At 46.6% G+C, this 15,472-nt stretch carries 13 protein-coding genes and 1 pseudogene; 1 reads left to right on the top strand and 13 read right to left on the bottom strand.

Annotated features, from left to right (window positions below):
• Nucleotides 1–267: 267 nt before the first annotated feature.
• The 13 genes and pseudogenes from OXH00_11750 to OXH00_11690 form a co-directional block, all read right to left on the bottom strand.
• On the bottom strand, nt 268–1,263 hold the full coding sequence (locus tag OXH00_11750; protein ID MCY3741684.1) for a dipeptide epimerase: 996 nt from the start codon (nt 1,261–1,263) through the stop codon (nt 268–270).
• Between the two features lie 60 nt (nt 1,264–1,323).
• Nucleotides 1,324–3,465, bottom strand: a complete 2,142-nt coding sequence (locus OXH00_11745) for an N-acetylmuramoyl-L-alanine amidase (GenBank protein ID MCY3741683.1) — start codon at nt 3,463–3,465, stop codon at nt 1,324–1,326.
• Nucleotides 3,466–3,574: 109 nt separating this feature from the next.
• Complete coding sequence (locus OXH00_11740; protein MCY3741682.1) at nt 3,575–4,039, bottom strand: hypothetical protein; 465 nt, start codon at nt 4,037–4,039, stop codon at nt 3,575–3,577.
• Between the two features lie 47 nt (nt 4,040–4,086).
• Nucleotides 4,087–5,121: a flotillin-like protein FloA gene (gene floA, locus OXH00_11735; protein ID MCY3741681.1), complete on the bottom strand. Its 1,035-nt coding sequence runs from the start codon at nt 5,119–5,121 to the stop codon at nt 4,087–4,089.
• A 127-nt stretch (nt 5,122–5,248) separates the two neighbouring features.
• Nucleotides 5,249–6,127, bottom strand: a pseudogene (gene floA, locus OXH00_11730) (flotillin-like protein FloA).
• A gap of 133 nt (nt 6,128–6,260) precedes the next feature.
• Nucleotides 6,261–6,743 carry a hypothetical protein gene (locus tag OXH00_11725; protein ID MCY3741680.1) on the bottom strand — a complete coding sequence of 161 codons (483 nt, stop codon included), beginning with the start codon at nt 6,741–6,743 and terminating at the stop codon, nt 6,261–6,263.
• Between the two features lie 38 nt (nt 6,744–6,781).
• Nucleotides 6,782–8,293, bottom strand: a complete 1,512-nt coding sequence (locus OXH00_11720) for a hypothetical protein (protein ID MCY3741679.1) — start codon at nt 8,291–8,293, stop codon at nt 6,782–6,784.
• A gap of 231 nt (nt 8,294–8,524) precedes the next feature.
• The gene (locus OXH00_11715; GenBank protein ID MCY3741678.1) at nt 8,525–9,088 is read right to left on the bottom strand and encodes an SIS domain-containing protein; all 564 of its coding nucleotides are present in this window, start codon (nt 9,086–9,088) and stop codon (nt 8,525–8,527) included.
• A gap of 324 nt (nt 9,089–9,412) precedes the next feature.
• Nucleotides 9,413–10,384, bottom strand: coding sequence for an ROK family protein (locus tag OXH00_11710; protein MCY3741677.1), 972 nt, complete (start codon nt 10,382–10,384; stop codon nt 9,413–9,415).
• A gap of 38 nt (nt 10,385–10,422) precedes the next feature.
• Nucleotides 10,423–11,928, bottom strand: coding sequence for an FGGY family carbohydrate kinase (locus OXH00_11705; protein ID MCY3741676.1), 1,506 nt, complete (start codon nt 11,926–11,928; stop codon nt 10,423–10,425).
• Between the two features lie 1,073 nt (nt 11,929–13,001).
• Entirely contained in the window at nt 13,002–13,454 is a 453-nt protein-coding gene (locus OXH00_11700) for a hypothetical protein (GenBank protein ID MCY3741675.1), read from the bottom strand.
• Nucleotides 13,455–13,752: 298 nt separating this feature from the next.
• On the bottom strand, nt 13,753–14,163 hold the full coding sequence (locus OXH00_11695) for a transposase (protein ID MCY3741674.1): 411 nt from the start codon (nt 14,161–14,163) through the stop codon (nt 13,753–13,755).
• Entirely contained in the window at nt 14,160–14,300 is a 141-nt protein-coding gene (locus OXH00_11690) for a hypothetical protein (protein ID MCY3741673.1), read from the bottom strand. The genes OXH00_11695 and OXH00_11690 overlap by 4 nt, the downstream gene beginning before the upstream one ends.
• 121 nt (nt 14,301–14,421) lie before the next feature.
• On the opposite strand from OXH00_11690, the gene OXH00_11685 reads away from it, so the two are divergent.
• Nucleotides 14,422–15,249 (top strand): hypothetical protein, encoded by an 828-nt coding sequence (locus tag OXH00_11685; GenBank protein ID MCY3741672.1) that lies wholly within the window; start codon nt 14,422–14,424, stop codon nt 15,247–15,249.
• Nucleotides 15,250–15,472 lie beyond the last annotated feature (223 nt).

The following is a 15,472-nucleotide window of genomic DNA, read 5'->3' as shown; positions in this document are numbered from 1 at the left end:
CACTTGGTTAGTCTATGTTCAGCCTATGTAATTTAGGATTATTAATAATGTCGTTAGAATGATCATTAAATAAACATATTCTAAGTATTCTTTATCGTCTTTGTTTTTTCCTATTGTTTTCGCCAAGTTATGTATGAGAATAACAAGAGCAGTTATTGGAGCGAAAATAAGAATGGCAACTATTATTTCTAATCCTATTTCCATGATTAACCTATCCAATCACTACACCTAATCACCACATATATTCTAATATTTTGCGAATATTCTTCACATAACCCCGATGCCGGGGTGTTTTGGTAGTATTAGTTTACCGTTATCAAGAGTTACACCCGTATATGGGTCGTTTGTGATGAGCAGATTGCCATCGAGATCGGCGTAGTCTACGAGCGGTGTCAAGTGTGCAGCGGCGGTGATGCCGAGCGAACTCTCTATCATACAACCGATCATAATAAGCAAGCCGTGTGCGCGAGCGATGTGTATCATCCGATGCGCTTCAAGTAGTCCTCCACACTTGACGAGTTTGATATTAATGCCGTCAACGCACTCAGCAAGTGCCGGAATATCACTCGCGCGTTTGACGCTTTCATCGGCAATGATCGGTAATTCTGAGTTTTCGCGAACAAATTTGAGTCCTGCCAGATCATCAGGTTTCGTCGGTTGTTCAATTAGCTCAACACCATATTGGGCAAGTTCACGAATCTTGCGGACTGCCTCTTTCGGTGTCCACGCCGTATTCGCATCGACGTAGATGGGTTTATCTGTTACACCGCGGAGCGTCTCAATTATCTCAATATCATGAGGTGTACCGAGTTTGACTTTTAGGATCGGATACGCTTCAGCATTTCGAGTTTTCTCTGCCATCACTTCAGGTTCATCAAGTCCGATAGTAAACGACGTGCAAGGCGTTTTCTGCGGGTTAAGACCCCAGAATCGGTAGAGCGGAACGCCGAGTTTTTTACCGAGTCGGTCATGTAGTGCCATATCAATGGCAGATTTCGCGGCGTAATTGCTACCAAACGTCGTTTCGACAGTCGCCATTACATCATGGATCGCATCGAGATTGTCAGGAAGTGCGGGGGCAATAGCTTCTAATGCGATACTCACTGTCTCGACGGTTTCACCATAAAACCGGGCGGGTGCTGTTTCACCGATGCCACCATCAATCTCTACCGAAATTACCTGTCGGTATGCATCTGTTGCACGGCGGGCAATTTTGAACGGATGCTTGAGTTGTAGCTTTGTGATTCGAGAAATTATATTCATGCGATTTCTGCTCAGTGACGGCACAGGGACTGGGCCTACTACTTTTCTTTTCAGTGACGGCTACTTTCGTATCTCTTTTAAGTATGCTATAAAACGTTTTTGCTCTTCTGCATCAATCTTGCCATCTGATTTTAGGAAAGCCCATGCCCCAAAAAAAATGGCGTGTGCTTCCTCCACGGCAGAAGTATTTTGCTGATTTAAGGATCGGATTTCAAGTGTCATTGCCATTTTGTTTGTCTGCTGGATTTCAGGAGTCGTCCGATCTTGAACCGTGACAATGGGTGTCTGAAAAAGTGTTTTGTTGAACTGTTCGAGTATCCGTTTTAGAAATGTTTCTGTCCCTTGATTGCCGCGGTAGTGTGCTGCGGTCAAAGGCGGTTCATCTTTGCGCCACTGTGTATGGTTAATTTGCAAATAATACCCTCTCCCTTCAATAGCGTTAATCTGGCGTATCCGTTCTGCTATGGTCAACCTTTGTCCGGGGGTATGAATATTATAAACCTTTGCGCCAGCAAGTTCGAGTAATTCGCTCAAGGTTTCGATCAATTTTTCCGTAGGAGGTGTATCACTTCGTGAGTCGAGAATGATGACTGTTGATGCAAACGCTCCGCCAGCAATAGGATGAAGTTTAGTAGGCACAACCGTTGCCTGATTTGGGATAAGGTCAATTTTGCGTTTGTGGGAATAGTAACCCATTTTGGAAATGTGTAGCGTTGTTTTGATTGGAGCCTTCGACGTGGGATCGGTTGTGATGAAGAAGTGCCCGTCAGTATTTGTGGTTGCGGTTAACCCCGGATGAGCCTGTAATTGTACATCTCGCAGCGGTTCTCCAGAGTCCGCGTCAGAAACTTGCCCTTGCACAATAGCAATATCCGTGTCTGTAAAGTTAACCGTTAACGATGCCCGCTTTTCACCATAAGCGGCTTCTACAGTTGCCGTACCGGGTGAATCAGGGGCGTAGAGATAGAAGTTCGATAAACCGCGCTTTGATAATTGATGGATCTCTGCCAATGTCCCGTTTGATGTTTGCATGTAGATCGGTTCACCATCAGCAATGGGTGTTCCCTCAGCGTCAAGCGCGGTTACAGAAATACTGACGTAACCTTTACCCGCAACCGGAAGCGTATCCGTCCAAGCATTAAGGCGAAGTTCTACCGCCGCGGGTGCGACTTTAAACCACTGCCGCGAAGGTAGGCTGTGATTACCATAATAGTTCACCAATTCAGTCTCGACAGAATGGACACCGTTTGCGAGCGGTTTTTCAATAGCAACCGTGATTATATCCGTATCGCGATCGTAGTGATATGGCACACTTACGTCATCAAGTTTGACTCGGATAGAGTTCGTGAAGACCTGCTGGCGTTTGAGCATCCACGCGCCGCGTTCGTGGAGTCCATCCATGACTCGAATCTGAAGTTGTGGCGTTCTGGTCTGGATAATAGTCTCAGGTTGTGGTGCTATCAAAACCCCCTTCGGAAACCCTGCGGCAACGTAACGGGCGACACCGAGAAAGTAGCCGTAAGCCTCGTTTCTGAGGTAGTCGTCCTTTTTCAACCGCGCCTCTTCATCTGGGTTTGAGAGGAAAGATGCTTCACATAAGACCGCTGGACATTTCGTTAGCCGCAAAACGCCAAAGCCAGAAGCAGCCATCAACTTATCCGAAAAGAGACCTGTTGCTGGCGAACTCGGTAATCGCAGCGCGTCCGAAACCCCTTGTTGGACATATCGAGCAAGGTCGAGGCTCTGGCGCGAGTCGTCCGCATCGCCGTGATACCATGTAGAGGTATAGTTAGTTTCAGGGTTATCAATGCCGTTATGGTGAAGAGAAATAAAAAAATCAGCCCCACTTTCGTTGGCGATTTGACTTCGCGCCGCCAAACTCACGTAAGCATCATCAACACGCGTCATGACGACAGTAGCCCCGACTTCCTGTAGCATGTTACGTAAATGAAGAGCGACTTGTAGGTTGACATCCGCCTCACGAACGCCTGTCGGACCGCGTTTGTAATCAGAGATGTGTGCTTGCCCGCCGTGTCCTGGGTCCAGACAGATTTTGAATCCCTTGAGATGCCGGGTATAAGAGGGGATCTCAGTATAGAAAGGGGGCTGCGGCTCGGTAATTTTTTGGCGGCGCGAACACCCTATGAACAGTAGAAAAACTGGGATAATAACGGCAATTTTGTAAAAGAGGCGGGTTTTCATTTAAAATCCGATATTTCCTGTTCAGGGCTTAGGGAAATAGATGTACTTGAACAGAGAACGCACCTCGGCATAGGTGTACAGCAATTGCGTCAGTACCGTGTAAATGCACCTATCTGTTCTGCCTCGTTCGTCGCGATCGGGGCCGCTCCAAGATTTCTTTGAGAATGATACCTTGACGGAATGTTTGAGGCGACAAATTCAGCAGTGACGTAGCAGGGATAGATCGAATCCCGGCTGGGGATTCCACAGGTACTCGCGGCGGTTGTGGCTGTGGCTTCTCAACGGGCTGAGTTGGCTCTTGTGGTGCAGGCGGTTCCGGTTCTTCAGAAGCCGCTGGCACCGCTTCCGTTTCGTCTTCGTCCTCTTGCGTCATCATCTGCTCTAACTCTGTTGCAAATGGAAAATCCTCCATGAAAGGTGGTGGTGATGCGTCGCCGTCCCTCTCAGAGAGCGTGTTCTCCTCGATTCTTCTCTCAGCGTTCTGTTGTTGTGCCTTCCGCCGCCGCGAATTGCTTACAACGAGTGAAAGAATCACAATAGCGAGGGGTATTATCAACTGAATGAGATTCTCCATCAATTTCTCCTTTAGGGACCCGTGTTATAGTTTCCCTTCAGTGACTGCTATGAAAGTCCGAGTGAGTGCGAAGAACGCGTTGTGTCTATCTCTTGTCCTTCAGTAACAGGCGAGGCGATGGACTGTCGCATCTCCGTATCCGCGAGGATATTCCTGAGTTCGTAATAATCCATGACGCTCATTCTTTCGGAGGTAAGCGTGTCAGCGATCGCGAGCGGCACTTCAGCGTCAGCCTCAATGAGTTTAATTGTCATTTCTTCAACGAGTGCCTTATTCTCTTCCTCTTCCGCTTGTGCGCGAGCGCGTTGCTCTTCAGCCTTTGCACGTGCAATTTTGAGTTCCGCTTCCGCTTGATCGGTCTGTAATTTTGCACCCACGTTCTCGCCGACATTTATATCTGCAATATCAATAGACAGAATCTCAAATGCGGTTCCGGCGGCTAAGCCTTTATCAAGAACTGTTTCTGAAATACGGACTGGGTTTTCTAAAACTTCCTTGTGGCTTCCGGATGAGCCGATCGTAGTGATAATGCCTTCACCGACCCTTGCCCGGATGGTATCTTCGGTAGCACCGCCGACGAGCCGGTCGATATCTGCTCGGACTGTAACGCGTGCCTTCACAATTAACTGGATACCGTCCCGGGCAACAGCAGTGATGCCGGTACTGGCATCGTCTTGACTGGGAATATCAATAATCTCTGGTGTAACACTGACCTGGACGGCTTGCAAGACATCCCTACCTGCGAGGTCAATTGCGGCGGCTTGTGCGAAGCCGAGTTCAATGTTCGCTTTGTCTGCTGCGATAAGTGCGGCGACAACACTTGCGACACGCCCCCCGGCGAGAAAATGTGCTTCAAGATCATCAAGAGACAGGCTTAACCCTGCCTTCGTTGCGTTAATCTGTGGTTCCACAATCGCAGCGGGTGGGACACGCCGCAAACGCATCGCAACGAGATCGAAAATTCCGACCTTAACACCCGCCGCAATAGCAGTAATCCACAACCCGATTGGGACGAGCCAGCTAAGCGTAATTAGAAATAGGAGTATCACAACAGCGATAATCGCAACAATTGTTGGTGTCATATTTATTTTTCTCCATTGACGTGATATTTCCGTAGGCGCGGTTTGAAACCGCGTCTACAAAAGGTAGATAGAGTCGCGCGATAATTTGCCCGCGCCTATAGTATCAGGATTACTGCTCTGTAACATTTAAGTTGCCTTCACGGAACGCACTCGCGAGGGAGCGGGGGACCTCCGCTTCAGCTTCAACCACCTTTGCACGCATCTCTTGAACGTTCGCGGTCATTTGTTGTTTCCGAGCGACCGCCATGGCGCGCCGTTCTTCCGCCTTCGCTTGTGCGACGACAAGATCCGCTTCGGCTTGCTCCGCTTGAAGTTCAGCACCGATATTTTTGCCAACATTGACATCAGCAATATCAATAGAAAGGATTTCAAAAGCGGTTCCGGCATCAAGGCCTCGATCTAATACTGTCTTAGAGATGATGTCCGGGTTTTCAAGGACATCTTCGTAGGTTTCAGAGGCACCAATTGCACTGATAATACCTTCGCCGACACGCGCGATGATCGTCTCCTCACCTGCCCCCCCGACAAGACGATTGATATTCGTCCGGACAGTGATCCGTACAGTCGTTATCAATTCAACACCATCTAAAGCGAGAGCACTGATCCTCGCCGTGGTAATCACCCGCGGATTAACGCTGATCTGAACCGCCTCAAACACATCACGTCCAGCCAAGTCTATAGCGGCGGAGCGTTGAAAATTAAGTTCAATTCTCGCTTTATCTGCTGCGATGAGTGCGCTGACAACGTTGAGGACGTTTCCGCCAGCGAGGTAATGTGCCTCTAACTCGGAAGTTATTACCTTCAAACCTGCTTTGTGTGCACTGATTAACCCCTTTACAATAATATTTGGATTCACTCGTCTGAGGCGCATTCCGATCAGGTCAAAAATTCGGAGCGGAACTCCGGCTGCGATAGCGGCGATCCAAAGTCCAACAGGAACGAACCAAAAGAACGTGATGATAACAATTAGGACAACAAGGGCGATTCCCCCTGTAAATAGATCCATTATCTGCCTCCTACGAATAGTTGTCAGTTTCAGTTATCAGTTTTCAGTAACTTTGCTGTGGTGTTCAGTTTTGTTGTAGACCCCATAGGAAACTTTGACACCACAAACCCCTAACTGACAAGTGATAACTCTTCTATTGTAAGCTACGAACGACGACGCGGGTTCCTTCCACAAAAATTACTTCGATATCTGTTTCGGGAGCGACAAATTCGCCTTGTGTGACAATATCAACGCGATGTCCATTGATTAATGCCGCACCTGCGGGGCGCAAAGGCGTGAGTGCCTTCCCAGATTTCCCGACGAGGTTTGTCAATTCCGAAGGTGGTGCTTGGAACCCAGCTTCCTTATTTTCAGTTGTATTCAAGATGAATGTTTGAATGACGGGTGTTCTGCGCAGGAGCGATAACCCGATTATCGCCAACGGAATGACCAGCACCAATGTTATCCCGGTAGAAGTTAGTGCGGTCTGCCAACCAAATTTCCACCACGCCATGCTGACACCTATCAGTATAAGTAGACACCCGGGTATGCCTGCCGCCCCAAATCCTGGAAGAATCAAGAGTTCAATAAATACCAATAGAATTCCAAAACTGATGAGGAAAATTAGAAACCACATAACTGTCCCTCCAAACCTATCAAGCAATCACAACAAAATTATGCATCCTCAACTGCCTCTACGAAAACTTTAGGACCTTCAACCTCGACAACTCTGACACTACTATCTTGTGCGATGAAATCGCCAACGGTAACAACATCCACTCTTTTATTACCGATTCGTGCTGTCCCAGAGGGCCGCAGCGGCGTTAAGGCGGTGCCCGATTGTCCGAGATATGCCTGAAAATCTTCGGCACTCGAGGAGTGGTATCCCATCTCAGTATCCATGACTGTTGACAGCGCGAACCGCTGGAAAAGCCGTGTTTCGGGTAAGAAAAACGCGGCGAAAAGAACCAATGCAGAAGTCAAAATCACAGAGATTGAGAGCCATAGGACTGCGGTGCTAAAATCGTGTGCTTCGTCGAAAACAAAAAATATACTCCCCAACATCAATACAATACCCAAGATTCCAGCAACACCAAAGCCGGGGATCACAAAGACCTCCAAAGCGATTAACCCAAGTCCGACCAAGAAAAGCAGGAATGCCCATCCAGCACCGATCTGCGTCAGCATGTGCCCCCCGAAGAAGAGACCCACACAGAGCAGACCAAGAAAACCGGGAACGCCGAAACCGGGTGAACGAATCTCTATAAAGATACCGAGAAGCCCCAACGAAAGTAGGAGCGAACTGATAAACGGGTTGGTGATGAAAAATACGATCTTATCGGCGAGTGTGGCTTTAACTTTTGTAACACGGGCATCCGCCAATGTTTTCAGACGGTTGACTTGCGAAACACCGTATTCACGCTGCCGTTGCATGATCGCTTCCTCTGTGAGAGGCATCTTAGTTCCAGCAACTTCAACAATCTCGTACTGTGTCAATAATTCAGTGAGGGTTTCTGCTTGCGCGTCGACGAACCTATATTCAAGTGCCTGCCGGGTGGACAAGGTGAGCAATTTTCCTTGTGCGCAGAGGATTTCCATCTCCTCACCTTCTTCTTCTCGCACCGCGTATTCTTCGGGAAGGAGTTTGATAATTTGCCCATCTCGGAGCTTAACGAGAACAAGTTCTTTGTCGACCATGGCTTCGGCAATATCAGGATTCCGGTTTTCGCGTTCGGCGGTTGCGCGAATCGTCCCTTGGATATAGGAGACTGCTTTTTCACCGACCTCGTCTCCTTGAATATTAACAGGTGCGGAGTCACCGATGGTGCCCCCGGAAGTCATTACAATCTGATTACAAGCGATAGAGATCATTGCTCCCGCTGAGATCGCCTGCCGATTGACAAAAGCGATCGTCGGGATCTGTGTGTTTTGAATTGAACGAATAATATTCACAGCGGAGTCCACTCTGCCACCGGGTGTATCGACATCAAAAACAATCGCATCCGCCCCGGCTTCCTCGGCTAACTGAATCCCGTCACTGATATAAGTACCGAGACCACTTCCGATCTCGTTCCGTATGTCAATCACGTAAACGAGCGCGGTATCCTGCGCGAGCAGGTCACCACTCACGAAGAAACATCCGATTAAAAGGAGCACGTACCCCAGAAGATGTGTTTTGAGCCTCATGGAATTATCCTCATCCGTTGTTCGGATTGCAAGTTCCGTCCTTTTCAGTCCCGAAGTGTTTTTTGTGCAACAATTTAACGATTGATCACTAATTGAATTATATCTTAAGGCAATCTCATGCGTCAAGGTCTATTTGTATTTTTGGCTATCGGAGACCTTCGGCATTCAGTTATCAGTAAAGAGAAATCTTGCTGGGGACTGACCGCTGACCGCTGATTGCCTCTGTTACTTTTAGGTTGATGTCAACTCTTCTCGGACCCAGACGTGAAGGACGTGATTCAGAATTAAATGGACATCCTCGACGGGACCATAGTGATTGCTATCTACAATAACATTCACATCACAAATTGTCGCTAAGGTACCGCCGCCGAATCCACTCCATCCGATCGTTTTGCACCCAATCTCGCTGGCATGCTGCATTGCACGGATTACGTTCTCAGAGTTCCCACTTGCACTGATACCGATAACGACATCTCCGGGGTTCACAAGATTTTTCAGTTGTTCGACAAAGACATCTTCATAGGATACATCGTTAGACCACGCGCTCATTGTTGCGACGTTGTCTGTCAGGCTGATGACTCGGAAGCGAGGTTTCCCGGGGACGCTCGTGCCTTTTCCGAGATCACAAGCGAGGTGCGACGCTGTTGAGGCACTTCCGCCATTGCCAATCACAAAAATTTGTTTTTCGGCGTGATATGCGTCCATAATAACATCTATGGAACGTTGGACATCTTCCAAGGAAAGTCGTTCCAAAACACCCTGAAGATGCGAAATGTAGTTCTGAATTCTCTCCATGTTGATTTCTTAGTTTCCTTTCTTTAACGTGAGTTTGATAAAAAATCTTGAATCTCGTAGGTTGGGTTGAACGGAGATCTACTAAAAATCGTATAGAGCAGATGACTTTTGAGTTCATCAAGAAACCTGAAATCACCGAGATACGAGAGAAACCCAACGCATTCTCACACCATCAGCGTTTGGGGTGTTGGGGTTTCGCTATGGTTATTTCCATGAACGTGTCATTGAAAATCAGGATTTTTCTCATAGACTGGAGATTTTTGGTCATTCACCACTCTACCCAACCTACGGAAACACTTCAATTTTTATAGACAGTTGTAATTTTCAGACGACCAATGCGATAGCGGCGAGGTCGCCTAATGCGTCCCCTAACTGTGCTGGCGCAATTTTAACAGTTTCTGCGGGACGTGCCATAGCAAATTCTGAAACCGTCTTCCGAATCGGAGTAAGTAAAAGGTTACCCGCAGCGATTGCAATAGTTCCTAATAAAACGATGTCAGGATTCAAAATGTTTACCAAATTCGCGATACCCCATCCCATATAATATGCGGTCTCGTCAACGAGTTGCAAAGCCAGAACATCCCCCATCCGCGCCGCTTGGAGTACATGCTCAGACTTAACATTTTCGATACTGTTGTTGGCAAGATTTAAGAGGGTTGTCGCTGATGCCTTTCCATTTGCGAGTTGTTCTCGTATCGCATCTTGGGCACGACGTGCGATTGCAGGACCCGAACAGAGTGCTTCAAGACAGCCACGTTTACCACACCCACAAAGTGGTCCGTCGGGTAGCAATATCTGATGTCCAACCTCGCCTGCACTATCGTTGGCTCCGTGATAAATCTGTCCATCAATAACAATACCGCCGCCGATTCCCGTACTCATCGTCATATAGAGTACGGCATTGTAACCGCGCCCACCACCGAACCTGAATTCTGCGAGTGCACTTGCATTCGCATCGTTTTCGATCGTCACTGGAATGTGGAATTCGGATTCAAGCTGCGCTTTAAGGGGCAGCGCGTCCCAGCCAGGCAAATTCGGTGGTGAATAAACGACCCCGGTTTTCGTATCCAAAGGACCGCCACAACTCACACCTATTGCTGAAACCGATTCCTGCGTCAAACCTGCCAAGTCAACTGTTTCACGCACCATATGAAATAGTAATTGAAGGGCGTATTCCGGTCCCTTTTCTGCGAGCGTCGGTTTGCGGACTTTGCTAAGGATGTGCCCAGTGCTATCCGCGACAACAGTGGCAAGTTTAGTACCGCCGATGTCAATTCCGACAACGTGTGTTTCCATCGGTTTCTCTTTCCGATCCAATGTATGTCAAACTGAGTTTACAATTCATAATTCAGGCTGCGAAGTGCGGGATAAATCTGTGCGTATGCCTTCAACTTTTCATCGTACTGTTGCGCGAGTGCCTCGCGCGGATAGTATACATCACGGGGTGTGACTAACTGTTCGACGGCTGTTTCAACGGAATCGTACTTGCCTATCGCTGTGCCTGAGAGGATAGCAGTGCCGAGACAGACACCTTCTGATATATCCAGAGCGATGACCTTTTTGCCAAACATATCGGCTTTGAGTTGCAGCCACCTCTCAGATTTCGCACCACCACCGATAGCACGCACCTCGTTTATGACAACGCCTGCGTCTTGTAACATAGCCAGATTTTGTTTAATCTCGTAACTGATGCCTTCCAATACCGCTTTGACGAGTTCACCTTTGGTTGTCGAAAGTGTTAATCCGACAATCGCGCCTTTCGATTCTAAGTCAAGATAAGGTGTCCCTGACCCGGTAAAGTGGGGTAGTACCATTACTGTCCCCGGGGAATCGGGAATATCTTCCAACAGTATGTCATAGACATCGCGTCCTTCTGCGGCTGCTTGGGCGAGTTCTGCTTGCGCGAGGGTATCTCTATACCATCGTAGCACAACGCCGCCGCTTGATACGAAACCGAGTGTGACATACAATCCATCAACAACATGCGGATAACAGGCAAAGTTCCCGTCTATCATCTGTTGATTAATGACAGGTTCTGTGAAGGCGGGTGCGATACATTCAACGGTGCCGGTTGCGTCCATGACCTCACCACTCCGAATGATCCCTGCGCCCAATGCACCACAGGGTTGGTCGTGTCCACCTGTAACACAGACGACACCTTGCGGAAGACCGAGTTCGTCAGCAACCTTGGCACTCACCTCACCGATGACGGTCCCTGACGGTGCGGTCTCAGGGAAAAGCGTCGCGTCTACATCCGCCAAGCCGAGCATTTTTTCTGACCAGCATTTGTCGATAATGTCAAAAGCCATCGTGCGTGCCGCGAGGGAATAGTCCACCATAGGCGGAATACCGAGTTTGAAGTAGACAAAATCTTCAAAACCGAGGAACTTTGATACCTGCCGATAGATGTCAGGTTGATTCCGTTGTATCCAGATCAGTTTCGGGAGGGTATGGATATCGCTTATCGGCATCCCGGTGATTTGCATCACCTCAAGAGGCGTTATGTGTTGCTTTAGTTCGTCGCAGATGCCTGCTGTGCGCGCATCGAAAGTCGTAATCGCGTTCGCTAAAATCTGTCCGTCTGCAGACACTGGTGTTACGGCTTCACCCTGTGAGGCGACGCTGATTGCCTCAATAGGATCGGATTTCGTTTCTGTTGCAACCTGCTGAATGCCGGTCGCGATGTTTTCCCAGACGACATTCGCGTCGAGTTCCGACCAACCGGGTTGCGGATGGGTCAACGGATATTCCCCATACGCTTGTGCAAGCAGCGTCCCGTCCTCACGAAATGCGATGACTTTACACCCTGTCGTGCCAACATCAATCCCCAAAAGACTCATTTCTGTGTTCTCTCCTTGATACAAGATGCGATTATCATACAACAGGTCGCAAATTAATTCAAGATTTGGTTTTTTCGTTATTGATTGTCGGTGGTCTGGTTCGGATTCACAAGGTAAATAATTTTAGGATGAGACCTCTAAATATTTAGCAAAATTCCGATGCGCTTCCGTCTGAAAAAAGATACCAATCCGAGGAAAAAGATACCAAATGGTATCTTTTTTCGTTTTTTTGGTGTTTTTTTAATTTGGTCGTAAACCCAATCGTTGTAAGGATTGAGAGGCATTTTTTGTGCGATCCTTCGTTGAAAAAAAATATTACCACGGAAAATGTAACATCCTATTTGTCTTAAGCCATATTAAGAAACAAATTTCATGTTTTGAGGAAGGGTGGAAAACTGGAAGACTGGAAGAAACGCTACGTTCACTATCTTCTCAACTTCCATACTTCCAACTGACCAGAAGATCAAAAACGTAAATTTAATATTGAAACTTGCTTAAGCAATATTAAATAATAAAGTATTAATTTTCGATTTTTCCGCAGGACCCGAACCCGTAGGGTGTTTTTGCTTGGGTGTTTCCCCCAGGGTTTCCCCGCCCGATATTGATGGGAAATGTGCAAATTTAATATTCAAACTTGCTTAACCACCCCGGGTTCTATCCACAAACTGTGTATATCCCAAAACCCTCTTGAATCCCGTAGGGTTTATTTGCTTGGGTATTTCTTCAGCATCTGTGTAGAAACAAGCATTAACCCAAAACCTTAGCCCCAGAGGGGCGGCATCTATAGAGATGCTATTACGAAATACAGCGAAAATCACTAAAAGGATAGCTTTGCTGTTTCCGAGACCCTGACAGTGTAAAGTTGGGTTTCACTCGGTCTTCGGTGAACGTGGCGTATCTGGAGAAGGTTGTGTTTTCTCTGATTTTCACGGTTTTGGTGGCATCCGTTCAACCTAACGGAAATCCGCAGAAATACCGGATTTAGTCTGGGAATAGACTAAATCCATTCCTTGTATTACATTGCAAAAACACACCAAGCAAAAACACCTACGGGACTTTTGACTTCTATAAGTTCATCGCTTTTCGATTTTCAATGTTATATCGCCTTTCGAGAATCCTGCGTTCTCTAAATGTGTTTCTAACTGGGTAACATAGGCCGCAGTTACGCGTTCCACTGCCTGATTCAAGGTCTCAGCTATCCAGACAGCAAAGTCTTTGAGCGTCTCATATTGATCTGTCTTGAAATGATACGTTTCGCCATTAATGACGAGTTCCAGCGGTTCGCCACTTTCGGCATTTTCTAAAGATATCTCTTCAGCAGGTGGAACAACTGCTGCCTCCGCGTGCGTTAATCCAAGTCCTGCCACTGCCTCGCGTATGTATGCCTCAATCTGATGGGCATCCCAACTATTGTTGGCAGCTCGAACGATTGCCTCTGTGACAGTGTTCATCGGCATGTGTAGGTCGCCTACCAACCAATCTTGCGTTACCAGATACTCTTCTCCGCGCCATGTATAAATCAACATTTTCTTACTTCCTTTTCTAAAATTTTCGTGCCATGTTGTATTTCGTTGAGAATCCAAAACGGATACCCAAAGACCGAGATAACCAATTGCCTAATTTGTGTCTCTGTTCGACTGATTCTATTTAAATTTATTTATATTTACATATCTAAGTTTACATTATCTATGATAACATATATAATTTAGAAATGCAAATTTATTTCATTTTTAACATGAGTTTGACATAAACGTATAGTTTGGAAACCCGACATATTCTCACGTATTATTTATTTTATACTAAAGTTTGGACACTATTGTAAACTTATGCTGCCTTGTCAAAAGGCAGGGGTGTATCGTCTTGAAAACTCATCTTAATATTCTGCGAGTTTGTTTTTTCTTTGAACTTGGCAGAAAATGAAGCCACCGCCATTTGTGAGCGTAGATAAGCCACCCGTAAGCCTTGTGTAAGTTTCTTTGGACGATACCAATGAATGCCGAGACGTTGACAGACTTTCTCAACACTTATCGCTTTCTGCGTAGCGTTGGGTGTTGTGAATAACAACTTTGTGAGACTCGCTGCGACAAAACTGAGTTGGACGAACCGATTGATGCTTTTCCGAGATTTGGTGCGATAGGCATCAAATCCGAAATGCTGCTTGGCATCTCGAAAGGCAGTTTCGAGATGCCACCTTTGGCGATAGTATTCAACGATCTGGGGTATCTCAAGCGTCAAATCTGTTGTAAAGACGCAGAAATACCGATATTGGCGATGAATCCGAAGATAAACGCTTTGAAAAGTGCGAAGTTTTGTTGATTGAATAAATGTCGAAAATCCGATAGAATATCTCCTAAGCAGAAAAGGAGGTCCATTTTTTACGTTCCTTTCAAAACAGTTGTGTGTTTATGAAAGGATACCTCTTTTTCTGCTTTTTCGCACTATAATTCCTAAAATTGTCCAAACTATAGGAAAATAATAAGGAAGGAAATTTCAATGAAAAAGTTTTACCGGTTCGCGTTCGTTATAGGGATTATGTTCGCGCTGGTTGTGAACGTTTCCCATCTTGCATTCACGCAAGGGGAGGTTAACATAAAGGGGGGGCCTTTAAAAGAGGCGGATTGGTTCAAAAGCCCAGCCGAAGACGCGTTGAACGAAGACCACTCAAAGAACAAAAACTGGATCAGGAAGTATTACGGACCTAACGGGAACTACGAGAATAGTGGATTCTTTGGCTCCGCCCGGAAAGACTTTATTGAGGAAGGCACCAAGGGTAAACTGACGCAGCCCAAACTTTCGACTATTGAAGGTTTAAAACTGACGCAAAATGTTCTGGTCCGATGGGATAGGGAGCATGGTGGAACCAGACGTTGGGAAGTCTTTGAAATTAATCCTGCGGACCCTCACCACATGAACAGGGATGGCCCCATAAATCACATTGATACCTACGGTATTATTGTTATTAAGGCTCCGGAGGACATGAAAGCCGTGATGTCTCCTGCCCATGACGACCACGCACAGATTTGGATTAACGGCGAAAAGTGGTACAATAATTCTCACTGGACAGGGGGCGCGCGGGAAGTTGACTATAACATCGAAATTGAATTGCAAAAAGGTGGGAATGTCCTCCTTTACCGATGTAGTGAAAAATCTGGTACTGCATATATGAACCTGCATTTCGACGATAAAACGCATGCCACCGTTGACATCTATCCGGACAAAGCAATAGATCAGAGAAGTTTCTTTGAGGAAATTGCTGGTGCCCTTGCTATTGATCCTATTGGAAAATTAGCAACAACTTGGGGCGATATTAAACGCAAATAGAACATGGAAAAATAGCAGACTTTCTTGATGATGTGCTATACGATACTTTTAAGTTGATTATAGTAAAGTTTAGAATTAATAGAACACTCTGTGTAGGTTCGGTTAGGAAACCGAACCTACCCGCGGATGAAAGTATCTCTTTATTTTTAGGTTTCACTATAAATTATTTATGAGATAACTTATGATGGGAACGCGGGTAGAAATAAATCTGTTCGTGTATCAT

This window comes from Candidatus Poribacteria bacterium (assembly GCA_026706025.1).
Taxonomy (GTDB): Bacteria; Poribacteria; WGA-4E; order WGA-4E; family WGA-3G; genus WGA-3G.
This window is presented reverse-complemented; position numbering and strand designations above follow the sequence as displayed.

What these genes read in the sequence shown, in the direction of transcription:
- OXH00_11740 (MCY3741682.1), bottom strand. Translation starts at nt 4,039, where the DNA reads ATGGAGAATCTCATTCAGTTGATAATACCCCTCGCTATTGTGATTCTT.
- OXH00_11745 (MCY3741683.1), bottom strand. Translation starts at nt 3,465, where the DNA reads ATGAAAACCCGCCTCTTTTACAAAATTGCCGTTATTATCCCAGTTTTT.
- OXH00_11750 (MCY3741684.1), bottom strand. Translation starts at nt 1,263, where the DNA reads ATGAATATAATTTCTCGAATCACAAAGCTACAACTCAAGCATCCGTTC.
- OXH00_11700 (MCY3741675.1), bottom strand. Translation starts at nt 13,454, where the DNA reads ATGTTGATTTATACATGGCGCGGAGAAGAGTATCTGGTAACGCAAGAT.
- OXH00_11725 (MCY3741680.1), bottom strand. Translation starts at nt 6,743, where the DNA reads ATGTGGTTTCTAATTTTCCTCATCAGTTTTGGAATTCTATTGGTATTT.
- OXH00_11715 (MCY3741678.1), bottom strand. Translation starts at nt 9,088, where the DNA reads ATGGAGAGAATTCAGAACTACATTTCGCATCTTCAGGGTGTTTTGGAA.
- OXH00_11705 (MCY3741676.1), bottom strand. Translation starts at nt 11,928, where the DNA reads ATGAGTCTTTTGGGGATTGATGTTGGCACGACAGGGTGTAAAGTCATC.
- OXH00_11710 (MCY3741677.1), bottom strand. Translation starts at nt 10,384, where the DNA reads ATGGAAACACACGTTGTCGGAATTGACATCGGCGGTACTAAACTTGCC.
- floA (MCY3741681.1), bottom strand. Translation starts at nt 5,121, where the DNA reads ATGACACCAACAATTGTTGCGATTATCGCTGTTGTGATACTCCTATTT.
- OXH00_11690 (MCY3741673.1), bottom strand. Translation starts at nt 14,300, where the DNA reads ATGGACCTCCTTTTCTGCTTAGGAGATATTCTATCGGATTTTCGACAT.
- OXH00_11685 (MCY3741672.1), top strand. Translation starts at nt 14,422, where the DNA reads ATGAAAAAGTTTTACCGGTTCGCGTTCGTTATAGGGATTATGTTCGCG.
- OXH00_11720 (MCY3741679.1), bottom strand. Translation starts at nt 8,293, where the DNA reads ATGAGGCTCAAAACACATCTTCTGGGGTACGTGCTCCTTTTAATCGGA.